This window comes from Acidovorax sp. ACV01, assembly GCF_014851495.1.
In the GTDB taxonomy this organism is placed as follows: Bacteria; Pseudomonadota; Gammaproteobacteria; order Burkholderiales; family Burkholderiaceae_C; genus Acidovorax; species Acidovorax radicis.
Map to the genome: position 1 here is coordinate 107507 of NZ_JACUZT010000004.1, position 20558 is coordinate 128064.

The following is a 20558-nucleotide window of genomic DNA, read 5'->3' on the forward strand; positions in this document are numbered from 1 at the left end:
GAAGAAAGCACACCATGCACTTGCTTGCTGAAAAAACGGTCTATCTCCACCGGCCTGCGCGGGAGGTTTTTGCGTACGTGTCGAACATGGAGAAATTTGGAGAGTGGTTCCCCGGCGTTATCTCCATCGAATCACTCAACACACTCCCCCAAGGGCAGCTGGGGAAGGAGTACCTTGAAACCGTGTTCGTACCACTGCGGGGACGCCAGAAAATCACCCTGCAGGTGCGGGAAGTCAGGGGCCACCAGTTTTTTGCGACAGAGGGCCGGTTTCCACCACTCCTGCCGCGCATGGAGATCACGCTGAATGAAACCGCGGCGAATGCGTGCGAACTCACCTGGCGGATCTTCAGCAGAAACAGCAACCCCGTCGTCAGATACCTTTTGCTTCCGCTGGCCAGGCGGGTGATGGACAAGCGGGCAACCTTGGGCGTCGCTGCATTGAAGGGGCGGATGGAGGGGGCTGGTACGGCGCGTCGCTAGGGGGCGGGTACGCCACGGGGATCGGACAACCCAGGTGCGCACACCCGTAGCGTGGGACGTGTGGGGTGGACGGCGGATTCAACCGGTCGATGCCCCCCTACCCGACGCCATTGCCTACGGCCCTCAGACCCCGACAGCCGTTGGCACCTTCAACAGCCCATCGGCCTTGAACATCGCACGGATACCGCGCACAGCCTGGCGGATGCGGGCCTCGTTCTCGATGAGGGCGAAGCGCACGTACTCGTCTCCCTGGTCGCCGAAGCCGATGCCGGGCGATACACACACCTTGGCCTTGTCGAGCAGCTGGCGCGCGAACTCGAGCGAGCCCAGGGCGCGGTAGGGCTCGGGAATGCGGGCCCAGATGTACATGCTGGCCTTGGGGCAGTCCACGGCCCAGCCGGCTTCGGTGAGGCCTTTGTACAGCACGTCGCGGCGGCGCTGGTACTGGGCGGCTATGTCCTTCACACACTGCTGGTCGCCCTCGAGCGCGGCAATGGCTGCGACCTGCAGGGGGGTGAAGGTGCCGTAGTCGTGGTAGCTCTTGATGCGCGCGAGCGCGGCCACGAGGTCGGGGTTGCCGACCATGAAGCCCACGCGCCAGCCGGCCATGTTGTAGCTCTTGGAGAGGGTGAAGAACTCCACCGCCACGTCCTTGGCGCCGGGCACTTCCATGATGCTGGGGGCCCGGTAGCCGTCGTACACGATGTCGGCATAGGCCAGGTCGTGCACCACCAGAATGTCGTGCTTCTTGGCCAGGGCGATCACGCGCTCGAAGAACGACAGCTCCACGCATTGCGCGGTGGGGTTGCTGGGAAAGCCGAAGATCATCATCTTGGGCTTGGGGTAGCTGCCGCGGATGGCTTTTTCGAGCTCGGCAAAAAAGTCCACATCGGGCGCCACGGGCACGCTGCGGATGTCGGCACCGGCAATCACCGCGCCGTAGATGTGGATGGGGTAGCTCGGGTCGGGCACGAGCACGGTGTCGCCCCGGTCCAGCGTGGCCAGCATCAGGTGGGCCAGGCCTTCCTTGGAGCCGATGGTGACGATGGCCTCGGTATCGGGGTCGATGTCCACCGCGTACCGATCCTTGTACCAGTGGCTGATGGCGCGGCGCAGGCGCGGGATGCCTTTGCTGGCGCTGTAGCCATGGGTGTCGGGCCGCTGGGCCACTTCGGTGAGCTTGGCGACGATGTGCGGCGGCGTGGCCCCGTCGGGGTTGCCCATGCTCATGTCGATGATGTCCTCGCCCCGGCGGCGGGCGGCCAGCTTGAGCTCGGCCGTGATGTTGAAGACGTAGGGAGGGAGGCGATCGATGCGCGCAAAACGGCGCTTGCCCTGCGATGCAGACATGCGGTGTGACTTTCACGTAAGCGCCCGGAACCGTCCGAGCGACGTGGCTGGCAGAAAGGCCAGCCCGCAGCCAATGTAACGCACCATCACCGCACGTCACAAGCTCCACTTACTGCCCTGTAGCGCGAACTGCACACTCCGTCAGCATGTCTGGCCAACCACGACGGTAGCGCTTGGCTAGGTACGCCCCCGCGCTTTGCTGAGCAGCCGCCCAGCACCTTTACTACCAAGCAAAAGAAGTACACCAACCACCGCTTGCGCCCCCGTAGCCACCATGGATCCGAAATCGTCGGGCATGAGAGGAGGCATGCCCGCAAATGCCTCGTTGCTTGCGATCACCGCTGCATAAAGCCTGATGCGAGCCACCCAGAAGACCGCATCGAACAGCGCTGACGCAACGAAATAGAAGCCCAGCACGGACAGGGCAATTGCTTGCAGGTTGGCAGCTGTATCACTCTCGCTCTTGTCGGTAACCGTGTCGTCAACCAGCCAGTTAGCAACAGTACCGGGAAGCCAGATCAAGGCGAGTCCGATCAGCAATGGAACAAGGGAAGCAACCACTGCTGTCATCAGCGGAGACACATCGGCATCTTGGCCCGCTGCCACCACGAGGGTCACAATAGATTTCGGAACCGAGGTCAAGGTCGCAACGACTACGACCACGCCAGCGATGCGTAGCAACAAACGGGATAGAGAACGATGATCCATTGGAAACCTGTATTGAATAGACTGGCGATTTCGACCAACCAGTCTACCAAGTAGTCCTCTGGAATCAGTTACGCCTAGTCGCTTTCTCGCTGCCCAGCGACCACGCAAAAATAGCCACGCCCCCCAGGCCCAGCACCACGCCCACCCAGCCGGTGGACGTCCAGCCCATGCCTGCCGAGATCGCCACGCCACCCAGCCAGGCGCCGAGCGCGTTGGCGGCATTGAAGGCCGAGTGGTTGAGTGCAGCGGCCAGGGTCTGCGCGTCGCCCGCCACGTCCATCAGGCGGATCTGCAGCGCGGGGCCGATGGCCACCACGGTGCCCAAAAGGAACGTGGCCAGCGCGGCGCTGGCGGGGTGGTGCGCGGCGGGCACGAACAGCGCCATGACGACGATGGACCACAGCAGCACCTTGCCGATGGCGGGCATGAGCGCCTTGTCGGCCATGCGCGAGCCCACGATGTTGCCCGCCACCATGCCCAGGCCGAACAGCGACAGCACAAAGGGCATGAGTGCGGGTGGCATGCCTGCCACCTCCAGCAAGGTGGGCTTGATGTAGCTGAACACCGCAAACATGCCGCCAAAGCCGATGGCGCCAATGCCCAACGTGAACCACACCTGCTTGCGCGCCAGCGCGCCCAACTCGCGCAGCGGGCTGGCGCCGTGCGATGCAGGCATGACTGGCACCCACAGGCGCACCATGACCACGGCGGCCACGGCAATGAGCCCCACAAACACAAAGGCCGCGCGCCAGCCAAACGCCTCGCCCAGCGCGGCGGCTATGGGCACGCCCACCAGCGTGGCGGTAGTCAGCCCCAGCATGACCCAGCCCACGGCGCGTGCGCGGCGGCCGGGCGGCGCCAGAGCAGCAGCCACCAGCGCGGCCACGCCAAAGTAGGTGCCATGGGGAAGGCCGGTAAACAGCCGCATGGCAGTGAGCGAGCCATAGCCCGGCGCCAGGGCCGATGCGAAATTGCCCAGCGCATACACCACCATCAGCGCCATCAGCAACGCACGCCGCCCCCAATTGGCTGCCAGCACGGCCAGCACGGGCGCGCCCACCACCACGCCCAGTGCATAGGCGCTGATGACGTGGCCCGCCTGAGGAATGCTCACGCCGATGTCGCGCGCCACCTCGGGCAGCAGGCCCATGATGACGAACTCGCCCGTGCCGATGGAAAAGCCGCCCACCCCCAGGGCCAGCACGGCGCGCACCAGGGTGCGGTCGTCGGTGGGGGTGCGGTCGTCGGTGGGGGTGTGGGCGATGGACGTGGGGGACAGGGACGCGGTCATGGCAACAACAAAGGAGCGCTGCACCGGCAGGCGACAGTACGGCGCAGGAGGTCGACGGGGGTGAAGAAGAAACGTAGTTACAGGGGTAAACCCTATTTTTGTAACCATAGCATGCCCTGAGCGGCCCTGCTGGCGCGGGGGCATGGGTCACCTTCGTGAACAAACCGGACACGCAAGGCGGCTACGCTGGCACCCTATCCCCTTCCCCCTCAAGGACCGCAATGGCAACGACCCTGAGCACTGCAGAGACCATTGCCAGCACCGTCCAGGTGCTGGCGTTCGACATCTTTGGCACCGTGGTGGACTGGCACGGCAGCATCGTGCGCGAGATGCAGGCCCTGTACCCGGCCGTGGATGGCGACGCGTTTGCGCTGGCGTGGCGCAGCGGCTACCAGCCCGCCATGGCCCGCGTGATGCGCGGTGAGCGGCCATGGACCTTGGTGGACGACCTGCACCGCGGCATCCTTGACGAAATCCTGCCGCGCTTTGGCCTGGCGCACCTGCCCGAGGCCGAGCGCCACCATCTCAACCGCGTGTGGCACCGGCTGGACGCCTGGCCCGACAGCGTGGAGGGCCTCACGCGGCTCAAGACGCGCTTCACCATCACCACACTGTCCAACGGCAACATCGGCCTGTTGACCCACATGGCCAAACGCGCCGGCCTGCCCTGGGACTGTGTGCTGAGCGCCGAGGTGTTCCGCGCCTACAAGCCGGACCCTGACACGTACCTGGGCGTGGCCCGTGTGTTTGATGCGTCACCGTCCCAGGTGGCGCTGGTGGCCACCCACCACGACGACCTGGCCGCCGCGCGCGACTGCGGCCTGCGCACGGCCTACATCGAGCGCCCTCACGAGCTGGGCGCGGCCCGCCCCAAGGACGGAACGCCGCAGCCCGGCAACGACCTGCACGCCACCGACCTCATGGATCTGGCGCGGATGCTGGGCTGTTGAAGCAGGCCCGTCGCGCCGCTGAGCATCCTCGCGGCGGGCGAGGTTCAGTGCACCACCAGCAACTGCACAAACATCTGCACCTTGGCGTGGCATTCGGCGCTGATGGAGGTGAACTCCAGCCCCGCCACCCACTCGTCGCCTTCCTGCTTGAGCGTGATGACCCGCGCATACACATCGGCCACGCGGTAGTCCACCAAAGGCAGCTCAAACTCCAGCTTGATCTCGCTGTGGGGCTCCAGCGGCTCGATCAGCTCCACCAGCAAGCCGTGGTAGCCGATGTCGCGGATGGCGCCGTGCACGATGTGGGGCACCACGATCTTGTCCTGCATGCGCTGGCACAGGCAGGGCAGGCGCGCATCCACACGGTGGCTGCGGCGAAACTCCTGGCGCGGCACCTTGAGTTTTTGCGAAGGAATAGCGATCAGCTCGCGCAGGCTCACCGGCTGCGTGCGGCCTTTGACATAGACCTGCATCGGTGCGGACGCCGACACCAGGCCCCAGCACCGCTGGTAGGTCGCATCACTGATGAGCACCTGGCCACGCAGGCTCAGCGCCTCGATGCGCGAGGCCAGGTTGACCGCTTCGCCGATCACGGTGTATTCGGAATACACGTCGGAGCCAAAGCGCCCGGCCATCACCGTGCCTGTGTTCACGCCGATGCCCAGAAAGACCTCCGGCAGCCGCTCGCGCAGGTGCGCGAGGTTGAGCTCACGCATGGCGATCTGCATCTCCACGGCGCAGAGCAGCGCGCGGTCCACATCGTCGTCGCGGGCCACGGGCGCGCCAAACAGCACCATGATCGAATCGCCCATGAACTTGTCGATGCTGCCCTGGTACTTGAACACCACTTCGGAGAGCCGCGACAGGCAGCGGTTGAGCGCCGCAATCACCACCGCCGCGGGCTGCGACCCCGACAGCGCGGTGAACCCGCGCAGGTCGGCCAGCAGGATGGTGACCTCGCGCGGCGCCACGGCCAGGCCGTCGGTGGCCGCTCCATCCGGGCTCTCCATGCCATGCAGGATGGCCGCCATCTCGGCCTGCGCCGCTTCGGAAAGGGGCGTACCGGTCTCGCGCTCGATCAGCGCCTGCAGGCGGCGCACGGCATCGTGGTGGAATTCTTTGTGCATGGATGCAAGGGAGGTGGGGCGGCGGATTGTTCTGTGCAGGAGGGCATCGCCTGCCCTCCGCCACCCAGAATAGGCGGCGTCCCCCAGCCGGTCAACCGGTGAAAACACTCCGGGCCCCTGCCCCAACGCCGAAGAACCTGGGTGGTGCAGAAAATCCGATGTTTTTTGGCACCCAGCGCTTAACTAGAAATCGCCAACAGCTATTAAAATAGGAGCATCAGCAACCACCTAACCCCCGGTGCCAACCGCTCAGGCCAACGCCACGGTCTGGTCTATCACGCCAAACGGCCCGGGATGGCCCTGGTCGTCCAGCGCCACCATGCGCACCCGCTCGCCAAAGCGCAGGAAGGGCGTGTGCGGCGCGCCTTCGGCCAGGGCCTCGACCATGCGGCGCTCGGCCACGCAGGACGACCCCACATCCACCTCCGCGTTCGACACGGTGCCCGAGCCAATGAGGGTTCCGGCCGACAGCTTGCGCGTGCGGGCCGCATGCGCGATGAGCTGACCAAAGTGAAAGTGCATGGCGCCGCCGTGCGGGTGGCCAAACCACTCGCTGTTGCGCTGCGTCTGCAGCCGCAGGTGCACCCGGCCACCGCGCCAGGCCGGGCCCAGCTCGTCGGGGGTGACGGCCACGGGCGCAAAGGCGGTGGAGGGCTTGGCCTGCAGAAAACCAAATCCGCTTTTGGCCTCGCGCGGGCCAAAGGCGCGCAGGCTCCAGTCGTTGATGAGCACGATGAGGCGCACATGCTGCAGCGCATCTTCTGCGGTGACGCCCATGGGGGTTTCGTCCAGCACCACGCCAAACTCGCCCTCGAAATCGATCTGGTCGGCCTCGGACGGCAGGGGCACATCGTCGTGCGGGCCCAGAAAGTCGTCGGCTGCGCCCTGGTACATGAGTGGAATGGTCTCGAAGTCGGCCACGGGCGGCACCTTGAAAGCGCGCTCCATGAGGTGGCCGTGGTTCAGAAAGGCAGAGCCATCCAGCCACTGCCAGGTGCGTGGCAGCGGGGCTGAGCATTCACGGGCGTCGAAGGGCATGGAACCCAGGGCGGCGGGCGCATTGACCGTCCGGGACAGCGCCTGCAGCCCTCGCTCCACCGTGCCCCAGCGCTCCAGGGCATCGAGCAGTGTGGGCGCCACGGTGCACGCATCGATGCAGCGGCGGGCATCGGCCGACACCACCACCAGGCGGCCGTCACGCTGGCCATTGCGCAGGGTGGCGAGTTTCATGACAGCGCCCCTTGCGCCTGCTGCAGCGGCAGCACCGGGTCGAAGATCGCCACGGCCCGCGTCCAGCCCGCCGAGGCGCCGCGCACCTTGACCGGAAAGCACGAGATATAGAAGCCGCTGGCAGGCAGGGCTTCCAGGTTGTGCAGCTTTTCGAGGTGGCAGTAGCCGATGTCGCGCCCGGCCTTGTGGCCTTCCCAGATCAACGAGGCGTCACCACTCTCCGCATAGCGCTGCGCGGTGTAGGCGAACGGGGCGTCCCAGCTCCAGGCGTCGGTGCCCGTGAGGCGCACGCCGCGCTCCAACAGGTACATCGTGGCCTCGTAGCCCATGCCACAGCCTGCACGCGTGTAACCCGCCGAACCATAGGCGCTGCCGGCGCGGGTGTTGACAACCACGATCTCCAGTGGCTGCAGCGTGTGGCCGATGCGGGCCAGCTCGGCCCGCACATCGGCAGCCTGCACCACGTAGCCGTCGGGCAGGTGCCGAAAATCGAGCTTCACGCCGGGCTGAAAGCACCAGTTGAGGTCCACCTCGTCGATGGACAGCGCGCGCTGGCCGCCGTCCATGGTGGAGGCAAAGTGGTAGGGCGCGTCCAGGTGGGTGCCGTTGTGGGTGTTGAGCTGCACGTCCTCCACCGCCCAGGATTCGCCGTCAGGCAGGTCTTCCTTCTTGAGGCCTGGGAAGAACTGCGCCAGGTCGTCAAAACTCATCTGGTGGTCGATGTAGCGAATGCGCGGACCCAGTCCCGGCGGGTCGGAAACGACATCGTTCTCCAGGTGCATGGAGATATCGACGATGCGGCGGGGGGAGGAAGAAGTCATGGTGTGCAACCGTGCAAGGGAGAAATGGGTCTACGCATCACGACTCGGCCGTGAAGCCCGTTTGCTTGATCAGGCCGCGCCACTGGTTGGCATCGGCCTTGAGCATGCTGGCCAACTCGGCGGCGGTGGACGACTTGACCTCCAGCCCGTATTGCTTGCCGTGCTCGATCACCTCGGGATGTGCCAGCGCCACCCTGAGCGCATCGGACGCACGCAGCACGGTCTCGGGCGTCGCCTTGCCAGGCAGGAAGAATCCATACCACTCGCTGACCTTGAGGGGGTAACCCAGCTCCTGCAGCGTGGGCACCTGGGGCAGGAAGGGCGACCGCCTGGCCCCGGCGATGGCCAGCACACGCAGCTTGCCGCCCTTGGAGTGCTGCAGGTAGTCGCCAATCGGCCCCCAGAACGCGGGGATCTGCCCGCCCAGCAGATCCTGCATGCCGGGCACGGTGCCCCGGTAAGCGATGTGCAGCATGTCTTGCTTGGCGAACTGGCTCAGCAGCACACCCACCATGTGGGGCATGGACCCCGCGCCGGGGCTGCCGTAGCTGGCGCTGTTCGGGTTGGCTTTGATCCACGCCAGGTAGTCCGCCAGCGTGCGCACGCTCTCGGGGGTGCCTGGGCCCACCGCCAGGCCGTGGTCCATCGTCGCGCCCAGCGACACGGGCGCCACGTCCTCCATCGTGTAGCGCAGCTTGGGGTAGGTATACGGGTAGATGGACAACATGGACGACGGCGTGACGAGCAGGCTGGAGCCATCGGCCGGGCTGTCGCGCAGCGTGAGGATGCCGATCTGGCCACCCGCGCCGGGTTTGTTGTCCACCAGCACCGCTGCGGCGTATTTGTCGCGCATGCGGTCGGCCACGCGGCGGGCCAAGGCATCCAGGGTGCCACCGGCCGGAAAACCGGTGATGATTTTTGCCACATCGGGCAGCGGGGCCTTGGGCGCTTGCGCCCAGGTGTTGCCGGCCCAGGCGGCGGACAACAGGGTGGCAGAAAACTGGGTGAACTGGCGGCGGGTGATCATGGTGTTGTCTCCTGATTGGCAAGATGGGCAAACTGCCCGGTGTCCGCGCCGGCCTTGTGCAGCAAGGCTTTCAACGCGTCCATGCAAAAAATTATACGAACGTACAAATCACCATCAACTGGGGTTTGTACGAGTGTTCAATAAATTTATACAAACGTATAAACAAGCCTATGCCACGACCAAAATCTGCCCCAAAAACCTCCGTCACGCCGTCCCCCGCCGACGCAGCCCCAGCCCGCAAGCGGGCCGCCAGCCGCAGCGCCGCCAGTGACGAGACGCTGGCGCCCAATCGCCAGGCCAACATCCTGCAGGCCGCCGAGCGGCTGTTTGCCACGCGCGGCTTCCACGGGGTGTCCATCCGCGACATTGCCGACGAAGCCGGTGTGCCGCTGGCCCTGGTGGGCTACTACTACGGGCCCAAGCTCTCGCTGTACCACGCCATCTTCCGCGCCCACGCCGGCTACATCGACGTGCGGCTGCAGTCACTGGCCCAAGCCCAGCAGGCGGCCCCACCCGGTCAGCTGCTGGAGGAAATCGTCAAGGCCTTCGTGCTGCCCGTGCTGGAGGTGGCCCGCCAGCCTGCGGGCCACCACTTTCTGCGCCTGCTGTCGCGTGGCATGAACGACCACCTGGAAGAAGACGAGCCCATCATCCGCGAGCTGTTCGACCCGCTGGCCCACGCCTTCATCGACGCCATTGCCGCCGCCCTCCCCCAGGCCACCCGCAGCCAGGCCGCCTGGTGCTACCAGTTCGCACTGGGGGCCTTGCTGCACCACGTGAACGACCAGCGCATCGAACGCCTGTCCTACGGCCAGAACCAGCCCGGCGACGAGGCCGCAGCCGGCCCGCTGCTGGTGCGCTTTGTGGCGCAGGGCATGCGTGGTGCCTGTGGCGGTGCGGTGCACTGACTCGGCTCCACGGCCGCCCGCCCCTCCCGCATTCGCCCCATGCGCCAGCCCCGCATGACCCACATCGCCCGTATCCACGCCCCAGCCACCCGCCCCCGGGTGCGCAAAGGCCAGCGCACCACCGCCACCCCAGCGGAATCGGCACGCCAGACCGGCGCACCCTAGCCGCCCCCTTGCAGCGTTCACAAGACGCTGAATAGCCCCGCCCTGCCGAACCCGCCCGTTTCGGAACAGCCGCCTGCGGCTGCGCCGTGGGCCCGTTCGCGCCCGCTTTCCCGACCTACGAACCGAAAGACACCATGACACCCCGCCATTTCTCCCTTCTTTCCCGACCTGTAGCCTGCCACCGCCTGTGGGCGCGCACCCTGGGCACTGCCACACTGTCCACCGCAGCCCTGGCCGCACACGCCCAGCCCGCCCCGCCCGCCCAGGGGCCCGGCCTGCAGCTCTATGGCCTGGTGGACGCTGCGGTGGGCCGCTTCGCCAGCCCCGCAGGCGGCGTGAATGCACAGGACCGCGCCGTGACCAAGCTGGACGGCGGCGGCATGTCCACCAGCCACTGGGGCGTGCGTGGCAATGAAGACCTGGGGGACGGACTGTCGGCCCAGTTCGAACTCTCCTCCTTTGTGCGCAATGACTCCGGCGCCACCGGGCGCAGTGATGCCCTGCCAGCGCCCGTGAGCGTGGCCGCAGACCCGGTGTTCTCCCGCGCCGCCTGGGTGGGTCTGGCCCACCCCCGCTGGGGACGCGTGCGCGCAGGCAACGTCACGTCGCTGCTGTTCCTCAACGCCATCACGTCCAACGCGTTTGGCGACTCCACCGTGTTCGGGCCGCTCAACCTCACCACGTTCATCGGTGGCCCTTTGACCGGTGGCACCGCCTGGGCCAACTCCCTGGTGTACGACAGCCCCCACTTCGCGGGCTTCAACGGGTCGGTGGCGCATTCCATCTCGGAAGGCCAGGGCGGCGGCAACAGCGCTGCGCGTCTGGCCTACGCCCAAGGGCCCATGGCAGCGTCACTGGCATGGCAGAGCGTTCAGAAAAATCCCACCACTTTTGCGGACGGCACCTCGGCCAACAACACGCGCGCGTGGCAACTGGCGGCGTCGTACGACTTCGAGGTGGTCAAGCTGTTCGCCCACGTGGGCCGCATCGAGAACCGGGGCACGGCCACCACGCCGCTCAACGTGTCGTACCGCGTGTGGGACGTCAGCGCCTCTATGCCCGTGGGCGCTGGCCGCGTGCTGGCGGGCTACGCCGCCCGCCGCACGGGAGACACCGTGGGCCCCGTACCCGCCACGCTGGCAGGTGGCAATGTGGAGCGCAGGGTGTTCACCGTGGGGTACGACTATTTCCTGTCCAAACGCACCGACCTGTATGCCATGGTGACGCGCGACAACACCCAAACCCGCACGCTGCCCGCGCCGCCCTCGGTGGTGAGCGCGCAGGGCACCAGCTTTGCCGTGGGGGTGCGCCACCGCTTCTGAGCTGTTTTTCGGAAATATCTGCTGAGAGTCCCAAGGTTGGGGCGCCTTCGGGCGCCCCTTTTTTGAGTCACAGTGCCCCCACCGCCTGCCGCAACACACACACAAACTCTCCCGCCGCTTGGTCGTAGTCCCAGCGCGCGGCATAGCGGGCCCAGCCTCCCACCGCAGTGCCCGATGCCTCCACGGTCAACACCACCAGGCTGTTGGGGCTGCCGTGGCGCAGTCGGTGCGATACCGCCGTGCCGGCGCGGCAGGCCCACAGGCCCGGCAACGGCTGCAGCACGCCCGGCTCATGCACGTGGCCCGACAGCAGCATCTGGGCGCCCGCCGTGCGCCAGCGCTGCACCGCTTCATCCGCCCGGTGGGGCCGGTGTGCGCGGTCGGTGGGGTCACGGGACACCAGGGGGTGGTGGCTGGCCACAATGCGCCAGGCGTCCGGCGGCGCACGCGCCAGCAGCATGGCCACATGATCGATCTGTGCCGACGAAAGGCTACCCCGCTCGTGCCGCCAGGCGCGGGTGGTGTTGACGCCCACCACATAAAAGGCACCCATTTGCCGCACGGGCTCCTGGTCGATGCCGAACTGCTGCGCATACCGCTCATAGGCCCTGCCCCAGCGCATCCACCAGGCAAACAAAGGCAGGTCGTGATTGCCCGCCAGCACCAGATTGGAGCGGGCATGCAGGCCCTGCACAAACCGCGCGGCCTGCTCAAATTGCAGGGCCGTGGCGCGCTGGGTAAGGTCCCCCGACACCACCACCATCGCCACCCCCAGCCGCTGCGCAAGCCGCTGTGCGGCCGCACACACCGCTGGATCGTGTGCACCGAAGTGCAGATCCGACAGGTGCATCAAAACGGTCATCGGTACTTTCTGCGAGGGTTGACAATGCTGCGTCAAGCGGGCAGCAGGCCTTCTGCCGGAGCGGGCACAAACGCATGGTCTCGTGCCCCATCGGACTGCGCCTGGGGCGCATCATCACGCATCAGCAACGTGGGTGCCACCAGCCACAGCGGCCGCTCGCTCAGGCGGAAATGCAGGGGTGGGGCCATCCATTCACGCTCCCCGTCAAACGCCAGCTTGACCTGGGGCGGGCGCCAGCTGGCTGGGGTCACGGTCAGCTCGGTACAGGCCATGCTGACCACGGCATTGTCTTTGTGCAGCTGCCCCGTGGCCGCATTCCACACCGTGCGCGCAATGGCCCATCGGCCTTGCGGCTTGAGCATCACCACAGCGAGCTTTCCACCGTCGGCCACCATTTGTGCCTGTGGCAAACCCATGCGGTCGAGCTGCAACGGGTTGTTGCCCACAAACAGTGTCGTGACCAAATGCTCTTCCTGCTGGGCCTGGGCACCACGGTGTGTCTTCATCACCACCCGCCAGCGGCGGCCTGCCGAGGGGCGGAACATGCTCCACACCGCAGCCGCCACGGCCACCCAGCGCGAACGACCAAAACGGCGCGACGCCATTTCGCGGTCGGCCAGCAGCTTGGGGTACAGGCCCACACTGGCATTGACGACAAACATGCGCCGGTTGACAAAGCCTACCTGCACCGGGCGCAGGTCTCCATCGCGCAGCGCCTGCAGCATGTCTTGCACAGCGGTTTCAGGGTCCAGGGCCAGGCCATGTTCACGGCTGAAGTAGTTGAACGTGCCCATCGGCACCACGCCCAGCGGCACGCCCGCCCACAGCGCCGCCGAGGCCACCGCATTGATCGTTCCGTCGCCCCCGGCCGCCACCACCAGGCCACCATCGGCCAGGGCCGCCTGCGCAGCGTCGCGCGCCAGCTGCACGATGTCGCCCCGCTGGTCGGGTACATGCCAGACCACGTTGTGCTCTTGCAGGGCGGGCACACCCTCCAATTTCGCGCGCAGCAGATCCAGATCGGCACCCGGGCGTTTGGGCACCACCAGATGGATGGGACCGTGGGGACGGACGGGATGGGGATGCTCGGAAGGGGTCATGGTTCGGTAGCGGTGTCAGGAAGCGGCGGGAAATTGCCGGGAACGGGTTGCACCCGGCAGACCCTCTCGCCGTCCTGATTTTTGTAATGCAATGGACTGAATGGTCGCCCAACTGACCTCATACCGCAGCCAGCAGCTGCGCCCTTGCCCTGTCAGAGGTTGCCGACAGACGTCCCCGTGGCGCCCCGTCGCACAGGGGCGCCATACACCTGTGCTTTGGCGGGATGTAGGGAACTCCGGTACAACGCCCGATTCCCTTAAGGGTCCAGACAATCTGGACGATGAAAGCCGCTGACAACCGATGCCAATGACAACAATGGAACTTCCCGAGCTGGGAGCGCTGCTGGCGAGCCACCCCCTGGAATGGTGGCTGGCAGGCATGGTGGCTGCGGCCCTGTGGGGTGCGCTGGCACTGAGCGGCTTGCGCACGGTGCGGCGCCACAGCCCGCCGCTGCGCCGTTTTTTGCCAGCGCGGGCGCACGGGGTGGTGGTGGCCGCCGTGGGCGCCAGCGCTGGCGCGCTGGTACTGGCGGGCGCCACGATGGCCGAGCTGGCCGAAAGCGGGCGCACGGGGGGCCACTGGGGTGCGCTGGACGACGCCATTGCCGCTGGCCTGCGCGCCCAGGCGGACACGGCCATGCTGAATTGGTTTGCAGCCCTGACCCACATGGGTGACTCATGGGTGCTCACAGGGGCTGCGGTGGTGGTGGCGGTGGCGCTATGGGTGCGCCAGCACCGGCTGCTGGCCACCGGCTGGCTGGTGGCCCTGGCAGGGAACGGTGCACTGACCAAGATCCTCAAAGCGCTGTTTGAACGCGTGCGACCCGAACATGTTCACGGCATCGCGCAGGAGGATGGATTCAGTTTTCCCAGCGGGCACAGCAGCGCGTCCATGACGGCCTACACCATGCTGGCCTATCTGGCCACGCGGCTGCTGCCGCGCGCCTGGCACCTGCCCGCCGCGATGGCCGCTGGCGCCCTGATCTTCACCACGGGATGGAGCCGCGTGGTGCTGCAGGTGCACTACGCCAGCGATGTGCTGGCAGGCTGGTTGCTCGCCGGTACATGGGTGCTGTGCACGGTGCTGATCATAGAGAGTGTGTCACGCTGGCGTGGTGCGGCGCCCTCGCTTGCCAGCAGGTGAGCAGCCCGGCCCACACACGACTCCGCAGGGCGTGTTGCGGGATCACGGAGCTACCTGCGCTGCCTGCGGGCTCGCCCCTGGGCGGCCAAAGCAAGCAATGCTCCGCTCAGGCCATCCCTGCCCCAAGACCCTCGTTACCAGGCTGGACACTCGGGCACCACCAGCACCGGCAACATCACGCGGGACGGACACCCTGGCCCCATGTGAACACTGTTGCGCGCAAGCTTTCGAGGCCCGGCACTGCCCTCGGGAGCCCCGGTATTGGGGTTGACATCAAACCGAGGGAAGTTGCTGCTGGAGACGTCAAGCCGGATACGGTGGCCTTTGCGGAAAAGGTTGGAGGTGGGCATGGGCTCGATCGTGATTTCCACCACCGTCCCTGGCTCCATCATCCGGGGCTGCTCCCAAGAATGCCGGTAGCGGCAGCGCAGGATTCCGTCGGTCAGGTTCATCGCGTACCCCAGCGGGTAGTCGTGGCTGGGCGGGTACTGGTCGATCAGCTTGGCTGTGAAATCGGTGTCTGGCGCAGTGGACGACACCCACAGTTCGATCATGATGGGACCTGTCACCTCCACATCCTGATCGAGTGGCGGCGTTTGAAACACCAGCACGTCGTCCCGGTCCGCCAGCGGCCCAAAGGGTTCCTGCGTGCCAAAAATGCCCTCGCCGGTGTGCTGGTCGTACGCGCCAGCCACCATCAAGGGTTCTCCCGACGTGATGGAACCGCCGATGGTGGGCACCGGGCGCTCCGGGTCGAACTCGAAGGTGGCCTTGCTTTCCTGCTCGGGCATCACCTCGGACAACACTCCCTGCGGGCACAGGTACCAGGGGGTGAAGCTGGTACCTGGCACCGGCCAACCGGTGGCACTGCGCCAGGCTCCACCATGGTCCAACCGGCCCTCGGGCGTGCGCAGCCCAGAGCCCCCGCCCATGCGAAAGTAACGCACGGCATCTTCCTGCCCCTTGGGCAACGGCTGTCCCCGGAGCCAATGGTTGAACCACGCCAGCCGCATTCCCACGTAGTCATCGGCCAGCGTGCCATCGAGCACCGCTGCGTTCCCAAAATCCACGTCGCCGGCGTAAGGGACGCTGCGCTCGCCATGCGTCCAGGGGCCCAGCACCATGCGTGCCTTGCAATCCGGGCGCTGTGAAAGGCCCAGATAGTTGTCGGTCGTGGTCTGCGCATAGGGGTCCCACCAGCCACACATCAGCATGACGGCCAGGCCGTCAAACGCTTCGTAGCGACCGGCCGCATACAGCTCGGGCTGGCGCCAGTAGTCGCTGAAGGTGCCACGCTCCCATTGCCCGAAGAGATAGTCCTCGTACTCGGGTGCCCATTGCAGCGGCGAATCTCCCCGGGACCAGGGCAGCCGCTGAAACCAGGCTCCAATGTCAGCCTCATCCAGCGCCCTTCGAGCGGACTCGCTGATGTGGTTGCTGCCACTGCGCGCATTGCGCAGCGCCCAAACCGCCTGCTTGAGCTCGAAAGCCCCGCCATGGCGGATGCCCCCTCGGTAGGCATTGGCAAAGCCGCCGCATTCAAGAAACATGGCTTTCAACCCAGCGGGCCGCTGGCTGGCCAGTGCGGTCTGTGTATGGGCGGCATACGAAAGGCCATAGGTGCCAACCTGGCCGTTGCACCAGGGCTGCGCCATGATCCATTCCATCGTATCGGCACCGTCGTGGGCCTCGCCCAGGTACTTGGTGAACTGGCCCTCCGAGTCAAAGCGCCCACGGCAGTCCTGCACCACCACGGCGTAGCCTTCCTGGGCAAAACGGGCGGCCACTTCGCCGCGCCGCATGGGAGCAGGGTTGGCCGCCGTGCGCTCGCGCCGGGTCTCGGCATCCTTGCCATAGGGCGTTCGTTCCAGCAGCACGGGCAGTGTGTGTGCAGTGGCCGTGGGCAGGTACACGTCGGTGGCAAGGCGAACCCCGTCGCGCATCGCCACCCAATGGGTGTGCCGGCTCACGCCGCTCTGTGTAGCCATTGACTGGGCAGCCATTGAAATCGTCATTGTGTTCATGGACTGGCCCACTCAATCGAGCTTGAGGTTGCGTTCCTTGACCAGCTTGGCCCAGCGCGCAGTGTCGTCCTGCATGAAGCGTGCAAGCTCCTGCGGTGTGGTGGGCGCAGGCTCCGCGCCTTGGGCCACGAGCAGGCTGGCCACCTCGGCATCGACCAACGCGCTTTTGAGCACTTTGCTGATCTTGTGGACCAGATCCGAGGGAGTGCCCGTGGGGGCGAACAGGGCGTACCAGATGTCGTACTCGAAATCCTTCAGGCCCGCCTCGGCCATCGTTGGCACCTGGGGGAATGCCCGCGAGCGCTTGGCGCTTGCCACCGCCAGGGGCACAAGCTTGGCAGACCGGATGTGCGCCGCCACACTGGGCACGGCATTGATGCCCAGCTGCACGTGGCCCCCCGCCAGTTCGTTCACGGCGGGGCCGCCTCCCTTGTAGGGGATCTGCACCATGCGCGTGCCCGTAGCAGCCTGGAACATCTCCATCGACAGGTGCCCGGGGCTGCCATTGCCACTGGTGCTGTAGTTCAACGTGCCCGGGCTCTTGCGGGCCAGGTCAATGAGTTCCTGGACCGTGCGGACCTGCAGACTCGGGTGTGTGGTCAGGATGGGCACGTTGATCACCACCCGTCCCACGGGCACAAAATCACGCGACGGGTTGTACGAGAGCTTGCTGGACAGCAGCGGCGCCGTCACCATGCCCGAACCAGCCCCCATCAGCAGCGTGTACCCGTCTGCGGGCGCCGAAGTGACCGCCTGAAAGCCGTGCGCACCGGGCCGGTTGTCGATGACGACAGGTTGCCGCCATAGGTCCGACATCTTGCGTGCCACCACACGCATGGCCGTATCCGCAGCTGCCCCTGCCGGAAACGGAATCACGATGCGCACGGGCTTCTCGGGGAACTCGGCGGCATGGGCGACTTGCGGCGCCGCCAGCATCAGTGCCAACCACGCCAGGCCGGCCACCAGCCGGTGGTGCGTGCACAGCACGAAGCGGCGGCGCGGGGCTGCGAGGTTGGTGGTCGTTCTAGAAATCATGGCGAACTCCTGCGCCGATGGCGCGCACGGACACATTGCTGCGGCTCGAATCAATGCCGTCGCGGTCGATGAAGGCCTGCAGCTCGGTGCGTTTGGACAGGGCATAGGTATAGGCTACCTGCTGGCGCTTGCGCAGGCCGCGCAGCGACGCCTGCACATCGCGCTGCATCACGTTGACCACGATGGCGTGCTGGCCGGCCGAAAAGCGCGTGCCCACCAGCCAGTAGTCCACATCGGCGCGCGTGGTCACCGACGTCCTGGCGTACTTATCGCGGCCCAGCAGCACATAGGGCTCGATCGCGCCGAAGTCGTAGCGCATGCCGGCCTGCCATTTGCTGGAGAACTCGTTGGCCAGCAGGCCACCCGGGCGCGTGTCCTTGCCGTAGCCGATGCCTGCCGACCAGGGCCCCTCGGCATAGTTAAGACCCAGGTCCAGCGACTTGGCGCCGTTTTCCTGCTCGGGCGTCTTGGCATCGCCGCGCAGGTAGTAGCGCGCCCGCAGGTTGACGCCGCCCCAGGTGGGGCTTTGGTAGCCGATGGCGTTGGACGTGCGGTTGCGCGCGTTCAGGATGGAGGTGCCGATGGCCGTCGCCCCGGCGTCGTTGGCGGCGAACGAGGTAATGCGCGTCACCTGCGAATACAGCGGCGAGCCGGTCGGGTTGGCGGAGTCGAGCCGCCCCAGCGCCACTGTGCCCAGGCCGCCGCGCAAGGCGGCATAGCTGTTGCGAAACGCTGGCGTGGTGGCGGCGCCGGAGTCGGCTTCGAGCCCCATCTCCAGGCCGAACAGGGCGGCCAGGCCATCGCCCAGATCCTCCTTGCCGCGAAAGCCCAGGCGGGATGCGTTGTCGCGCTCTTCCGTCACGGAGCCGGCGTTGCCGGTCTTCACGTTGTTGACGGTGAGCCGCACCTGGCCGTAGACCTGCAGGTCCTGCGCGGCGGCGGGTACCGCCGCGGAAACGGAAAGGCCGCAGGCGGCCAGCGCAAAGGGAAATGAGCGCCTCATGAAATCTTGCTCCTTGAAGGGGTGGTGCCAGGTTGGCTGATGACGCCGCCGATTCTGTGGAGCGAGGTGCTCGGCCACAACGCTATGACGAACGCTGATGACCCTATGCAATAGACCGCAGGTTTGCGCTGGCGTGGCGGCAGTGCAAAGATGCTGGCAGGCTGCTTGCACACCTGACCGTCCCTTTTTTCCATCCCATGAACTTCAAGCAACTCGAGGCCTTCCAGGCCATCATGCTCAGCGGCTCCACCACAGGCGCGGCCGAGCGCATGGGGCTGTCGCAGCCCGCCATCAGCCGCCTGCTGGCGCAGCTGGAGGAGGATCTGGCCCTGCGTCTGTTCGTGCGCGAAAAGGGCCGCCTGAGCCCCACGGCCGAAGCCCATGCGCTGCTGCACGACGCCCAGGTGCTGATGGATTCGGCGCAGTGCTTTCGCCGCCATGCCGAGCAGTTGCGCCTGGGCGGCTTCAAGCGGCGCCTGCTGAAGGTGGCGGTGCCCAGCACGCTGGCCACCACGCTCATGCCGCTGCTGGCCAAGCGCTTCATGCAGGCCCATCCGGACGTGGTACTGGAGGTGCTGTCAGGCTCGTACAACGATACGGAGCGCGCACTGCTGAGCCGCGATGCGGATATCGGCCTGGTGCGCTTGCCGACCGAGATGCAGGGGCTCAGCACCCGTGCCACGCTGGACTCCGAAGCCGTGTGCATCATGCCCAAAGGCCACGCGCTGGAGGACCTAGCAGAGGTCGGGCCCCTGGACCTGATCGACGCCAGCCTGATCCTGCTGGGCCGCCAGCGGCAGATCCGCCACGACATCGACATGGCGTTTCGCCAGCAGCGCGTGCAGCCACGCGTGGCGCTGGAGGTGCACTCCATCAGCGAGGCCTGCGCCCACGTCGCGCAGGGGCTGGGGGTGTCGATCGTGAACGCCTTGCTGGCGCAGCACTGCCCGCACGACGCGATCACGTCGCGCCCGTTCCGGCCCCGCATTGCTTACCAGCTGGGCATCGCAACGGTGGCCAACGCGACGACCTCGCCGCTGCAGGACACCTTCACCCGGCTGCTGGTGGAGGCGATGGAAGCACCTTCCCCCGCCGTGGCATTGCCTTCAGCTCTCTGAAACTGGCACGCCCCTCGCCAGGGCACCCGTGGAACTGGCTTCGCCAGCCCACCGGGTGCGTCCCCCTCCCGCGCGGCGAGAGAGGGGGAAGGCGCCGCAGGCGGCTCAGGGGGTATGGTTTTAAATCGCGACAAGGTTACGAATGCCCTTCGCCTCCATCTCGCTGCCAGGGCCGCGCGCGATGACTTCGCCGCGCTCCATCACCAGGTACTCATCGGCCAGTTCCTGCGCAAAGTCGTAGTACTGCTCGCACAGCAGGATGGCCATTTCTCCCTGGTCGGCCAGCATGCGGATCACGCGGCCGATGTCCTTGATGATGCTGGGCTGGATGCCTTCGGTGGGCTCGTCCAGGATCAACAGGCGCGGCCCTGGCGCCAACGCCCGGGCAATCGCCAGCTGCTGCTGCTGCCCACCGGAAAGATCGCCGCCACGGCGTTTGAGCATCTGCTTGAGCACGGGGAACAGCTCGTAGAGGTGCGGCGGCACGGGGGTGGAACCGCTTTTGTAGGCCAGGCCCATGCGCAGGTTTTCTTCCACCGTGAGGCGGCCAAAAATCTCGCGGCCCTGGGGGACAAAACCGATGCCTGCGCGGGCACGGTCGTACGGCGTGGTCTTGTCGATGGGCTTGCCGTCGAACGTGATGCCCCCGCTCTTGATAGGAACCAGGCCCATGAGACTTTTGAGCAGCGTGGTCTTGCCGACGCCGTTGCGCCCGAGCAGGACGGTGACCTTGCCGGCCTGCGCAGAGAGGCTCACATCACGCAGGATGTGGGAGCCGCCGTAATACTGGTTGATGTTTTGGACGGTGAGCATGGTATTTGGAGCTTTTTTTGCCTCTGGCGCTTATCCATCAAGCGCCAGAAGCTATTAATTTAGAAGCATTTGGTGCGC

General features: G+C 66.3%; 20 protein-coding genes. 7 read left to right on the plus strand and 13 right to left on the minus strand.

The annotated features are described in order from the left end of the window. The first annotated feature begins 14 nt into the window (after positions 1-14). Positions 15-482 carry an SRPBCC family protein gene (locus IB243_RS13040; protein ID WP_192427563.1) on the plus strand — a complete coding sequence of 156 codons (468 nt, stop codon included), beginning with the start codon at positions 15-17 and terminating at the stop codon, positions 480-482. 123 nt (positions 483-605) lie between these two features. On the opposite strand, the gene alaC is transcribed toward IB243_RS13040, so the two are convergent. The 3 genes from alaC to IB243_RS13055 form a co-directional block, all read right to left on the minus strand. Then, a complete protein-coding gene (alaC, locus tag IB243_RS13045; protein WP_057228728.1) occupies positions 606-1832 on the minus strand; it encodes an alanine transaminase in 1227 nt (408 codons plus the stop codon). A gap of 177 nt (positions 1833-2009) precedes the next feature. Further along, a complete protein-coding gene (locus IB243_RS13050; protein WP_192427565.1) occupies positions 2010-2540 on the minus strand; it encodes a hypothetical protein in 531 nt (176 codons plus the stop codon). Positions 2541-2604: 64 nt separating this feature from the next. Continuing rightward, positions 2605-3831 carry an MFS transporter gene (locus IB243_RS13055; RefSeq protein WP_192427567.1) on the minus strand — a complete coding sequence of 409 codons (1227 nt, stop codon included), beginning with the start codon at positions 3829-3831 and terminating at the stop codon, positions 2605-2607. Positions 3832-4052: 221 nt separating this feature from the next. On the opposite strand from IB243_RS13055, the gene IB243_RS13060 reads away from it, so the two are divergent. Then, positions 4053-4781, plus strand: coding sequence for a haloacid dehalogenase type II (locus IB243_RS13060; RefSeq protein ID WP_192427569.1), 729 nt, complete (start codon positions 4053-4055; stop codon positions 4779-4781). Positions 4782-4825: 44 nt separating this feature from the next. Here the strand turns inward: IB243_RS13060 and IB243_RS13065 are convergent, their stop codons facing one another. The 4 genes from IB243_RS13065 to IB243_RS13080 all read right to left on the minus strand — a co-directional run bounded on the left by IB243_RS13065 (position 4826) and on the right by IB243_RS13080 (position 8986). Further along, positions 4826-5908 carry an adenylate/guanylate cyclase domain-containing protein gene (locus IB243_RS13065; RefSeq protein ID WP_010461758.1) on the minus strand — a complete coding sequence of 361 codons (1083 nt, stop codon included), beginning with the start codon at positions 5906-5908 and terminating at the stop codon, positions 4826-4828. Positions 5909-6157: 249 nt separating this feature from the next. Next, complete coding sequence (locus tag IB243_RS13070) at positions 6158-7138, minus strand: fumarylacetoacetate hydrolase family protein (RefSeq protein WP_192427571.1); 981 nt, start codon at positions 7136-7138, stop codon at positions 6158-6160. After that, on the minus strand, positions 7135-7959 hold the full coding sequence (locus IB243_RS13075; RefSeq protein WP_192427574.1) for a cyclase family protein: 825 nt from the start codon (positions 7957-7959) through the stop codon (positions 7135-7137). The genes IB243_RS13070 and IB243_RS13075 overlap by 4 nt, the downstream gene beginning before the upstream one ends. Before the next feature lie 37 nt (positions 7960-7996). After that, positions 7997-8986, minus strand: coding sequence for a tripartite tricarboxylate transporter substrate-binding protein (locus IB243_RS13080; protein ID WP_192427576.1), 990 nt, complete (start codon positions 8984-8986; stop codon positions 7997-7999). 170 nt (positions 8987-9156) lie between these two features. Between IB243_RS13080 and IB243_RS13085 the strand changes: the two genes are divergently transcribed. The 3 genes from IB243_RS13085 (at position 9157) to IB243_RS13090 (ending at position 11381) form a co-directional block, all read left to right on the plus strand. Next, positions 9157-9894, plus strand: a complete 738-nt coding sequence (locus IB243_RS13085) for a TetR/AcrR family transcriptional regulator (protein WP_010461769.1) — start codon at positions 9157-9159, stop codon at positions 9892-9894. A gap of 39 nt (positions 9895-9933) precedes the next feature. Next, a complete protein-coding gene (locus IB243_RS27300; protein WP_010461771.1) occupies positions 9934-10059 on the plus strand; it encodes a hypothetical protein in 126 nt (41 codons plus the stop codon). A 134-nt stretch (positions 10060-10193) separates the two neighbouring features. Continuing rightward, entirely contained in the window at positions 10194-11381 is a 1188-nt protein-coding gene (locus tag IB243_RS13090) for a porin (RefSeq protein ID WP_192427578.1), read from the plus strand. Positions 11382-11448: 67 nt separating this feature from the next. Here IB243_RS13090 and IB243_RS13095 read toward each other — a convergent pair whose 3' ends face one another. Together IB243_RS13095 and IB243_RS13100 are read right to left on the minus strand one after the other, a co-directional pair. After that, positions 11449-12243: a metallophosphoesterase gene (locus IB243_RS13095; protein WP_035197082.1), complete on the minus strand. Its 795-nt coding sequence runs from the start codon at positions 12241-12243 to the stop codon at positions 11449-11451. A gap of 32 nt (positions 12244-12275) precedes the next feature. After that, entirely contained in the window at positions 12276-13343 is a 1068-nt protein-coding gene (locus IB243_RS13100) for a diacylglycerol kinase family protein (protein WP_192427580.1), read from the minus strand. Positions 13344-13659: 316 nt separating this feature from the next. Between IB243_RS13100 and IB243_RS13105 the strand changes: the two genes are divergently transcribed. Continuing rightward, positions 13660-14487 carry a phosphatase PAP2 family protein gene (locus tag IB243_RS13105; protein WP_192427582.1) on the plus strand — a complete coding sequence of 276 codons (828 nt, stop codon included), beginning with the start codon at positions 13660-13662 and terminating at the stop codon, positions 14485-14487. 134 nt (positions 14488-14621) lie between these two features. On the opposite strand, the gene IB243_RS13110 is transcribed toward IB243_RS13105, so the two are convergent. The 3 genes from IB243_RS13110 to IB243_RS13120 are packed head-to-tail and all read right to left on the minus strand — an operon-like array spanning position 14622 to position 18549. Continuing rightward, entirely contained in the window at positions 14622-16490 is a 1869-nt protein-coding gene (locus tag IB243_RS13110; RefSeq protein WP_192427584.1) for a CocE/NonD family hydrolase, read from the minus strand. 33 nt (positions 16491-16523) lie between these two features. Next, a complete protein-coding gene (locus tag IB243_RS13115) occupies positions 16524-17546 on the minus strand; it encodes a tripartite tricarboxylate transporter substrate binding protein (RefSeq protein ID WP_192427586.1) in 1023 nt (340 codons plus the stop codon). Continuing rightward, positions 17536-18549, minus strand: a complete 1014-nt coding sequence (locus IB243_RS13120; RefSeq protein ID WP_192427588.1) for a porin — start codon at positions 18547-18549, stop codon at positions 17536-17538. Before IB243_RS13120 ends, IB243_RS13115 begins: the two co-directional genes overlap by 11 nt. A gap of 197 nt (positions 18550-18746) precedes the next feature. On the opposite strand from IB243_RS13120, the gene IB243_RS13125 reads away from it, so the two are divergent. Continuing rightward, complete coding sequence (locus IB243_RS13125; protein WP_192427590.1) at positions 18747-19667, plus strand: LysR family transcriptional regulator; 921 nt, start codon at positions 18747-18749, stop codon at positions 19665-19667. A 120-nt stretch (positions 19668-19787) separates the two neighbouring features. On the opposite strand, the gene urtE is transcribed toward IB243_RS13125, so the two are convergent. After that, complete coding sequence (gene urtE / locus IB243_RS13130; protein WP_192427592.1) at positions 19788-20480, minus strand: urea ABC transporter ATP-binding subunit UrtE; 693 nt, start codon at positions 20478-20480, stop codon at positions 19788-19790. Positions 20481-20558: the final 78 nt, after the last annotated feature.

Bases quoted from the DNA above. Each gene is read 5' to 3' on its own strand.
- IB243_RS13105 (WP_192427582.1), top strand. From the start codon at position 13,660: ATGGAACTTCCCGAGCTGGGAGCGCTGCTGGCGAGCCACCCCCTGGAA.
- alaC (WP_057228728.1), bottom strand. From the start codon at position 1,832: ATGTCTGCATCGCAGGGCAAGCGCCGTTTTGCGCGCATCGATCGCCTC.
- IB243_RS13065 (WP_010461758.1), bottom strand. From the start codon at position 5,908: ATGCACAAAGAATTCCACCACGATGCCGTGCGCCGCCTGCAGGCGCTG.
- IB243_RS13090 (WP_192427578.1), top strand. From the start codon at position 10,194: ATGACACCCCGCCATTTCTCCCTTCTTTCCCGACCTGTAGCCTGCCAC.
- IB243_RS13110 (WP_192427584.1), bottom strand. From the start codon at position 16,490: ATGGCTGCCCAGTCAATGGCTACACAGAGCGGCGTGAGCCGGCACACC.
- IB243_RS13040 (WP_192427563.1), top strand. From the start codon at position 15: ATGCACTTGCTTGCTGAAAAAACGGTCTATCTCCACCGGCCTGCGCGG.
- IB243_RS13125 (WP_192427590.1), top strand. From the start codon at position 18,747: ATGAACTTCAAGCAACTCGAGGCCTTCCAGGCCATCATGCTCAGCGGC.
- IB243_RS13070 (WP_192427571.1), bottom strand. From the start codon at position 7,138: ATGAAACTCGCCACCCTGCGCAATGGCCAGCGTGACGGCCGCCTGGTG.
- IB243_RS27300 (WP_010461771.1), top strand. From the start codon at position 9,934: ATGCGCCAGCCCCGCATGACCCACATCGCCCGTATCCACGCCCCAGCC.
- IB243_RS13050 (WP_192427565.1), bottom strand. From the start codon at position 2,540: ATGGATCATCGTTCTCTATCCCGTTTGTTGCTACGCATCGCTGGCGTG.
- IB243_RS13095 (WP_035197082.1), bottom strand. From the start codon at position 12,243: ATGACCGTTTTGATGCACCTGTCGGATCTGCACTTCGGTGCACACGAT.
- IB243_RS13060 (WP_192427569.1), top strand. From the start codon at position 4,053: ATGGCAACGACCCTGAGCACTGCAGAGACCATTGCCAGCACCGTCCAG.
- IB243_RS13100 (WP_192427580.1), bottom strand. From the start codon at position 13,343: ATGACCCCTTCCGAGCATCCCCATCCCGTCCGTCCCCACGGTCCCATC.
- IB243_RS13120 (WP_192427588.1), bottom strand. From the start codon at position 18,549: ATGAGGCGCTCATTTCCCTTTGCGCTGGCCGCCTGCGGCCTTTCCGTT.
- IB243_RS13085 (WP_010461769.1), top strand. From the start codon at position 9,157: ATGCCACGACCAAAATCTGCCCCAAAAACCTCCGTCACGCCGTCCCCC.
- IB243_RS13055 (WP_192427567.1), bottom strand. From the start codon at position 3,831: ATGACCGCGTCCCTGTCCCCCACGTCCATCGCCCACACCCCCACCGAC.
- urtE (WP_192427592.1), bottom strand. From the start codon at position 20,480: ATGCTCACCGTCCAAAACATCAACCAGTATTACGGCGGCTCCCACATC.
- IB243_RS13075 (WP_192427574.1), bottom strand. From the start codon at position 7,959: ATGACTTCTTCCTCCCCCCGCCGCATCGTCGATATCTCCATGCACCTG.
- IB243_RS13115 (WP_192427586.1), bottom strand. From the start codon at position 17,546: ATGATTTCTAGAACGACCACCAACCTCGCAGCCCCGCGCCGCCGCTTC.
- IB243_RS13080 (WP_192427576.1), bottom strand. From the start codon at position 8,986: ATGATCACCCGCCGCCAGTTCACCCAGTTTTCTGCCACCCTGTTGTCC.